General features: G+C 71.0%; 1 pseudogene. It reads right to left on the reverse strand.

The features are described 5' to 3' along the window. Window positions 1–406, reverse strand: a pseudogene (locus tag ACFWVD_RS29005) (hypothetical protein); the annotation flags it as partial. Window positions 407–513: the final 107 nt, after the last annotated feature.

The raw sequence follows: 513 nt of genomic DNA on the forward strand, positions 1-513 counted from the left end.
CGGTGAGCTTCTGGACGTTCTCCACGACGGGGGTCAGGACGCGCGGGGAGAAGGACTTCATCATCAGGTTGCGGATCTCGCGGTGCCGCGGGCCGTCGGTGACGGCGAGCATCTTCCCGGCGGCGGAGTCCTCGCCGAGCAGCAGGGTGCTGAGCACATTGCCCTGCTCGGAGGTGTACCGCTTGTTGTCGCGGTAGGCGGCCATGATGTCGTCGTACTTGGTGAAGACCCAGAAGCCGGGGTTGCCGCCCCTGGGGGCGTGCCAGAACACCGGGTTGTGGGCGCGGTAGGGCCGCCACATCTCGTGGGGGTCGTTGTCGTCGAACGTCTGCGGGTCGGTGAGGTCGAGGGCCGCCGGGTCGGCCGCGGCGGCGAGTTCGGCCACCGGAAGGGTCGGGGCAGTCATGGGTGTGTCTCCTCCAGGGCCGCGGGCCCGGGGGCCCGCGGCGCGTTAAGGGTCTTCGACGGAGGTCGGCGGGGACGGGGACGTGGGCGGTGGCGGCGGCGGAGTAC

Origin of the sequence: Nocardia sp. NPDC058666, from assembly GCF_042714895.1 — a bacterium.
Classification (GTDB): domain Bacteria; phylum Actinomycetota; class Actinomycetes; order Mycobacteriales; family Mycobacteriaceae; genus Nocardia.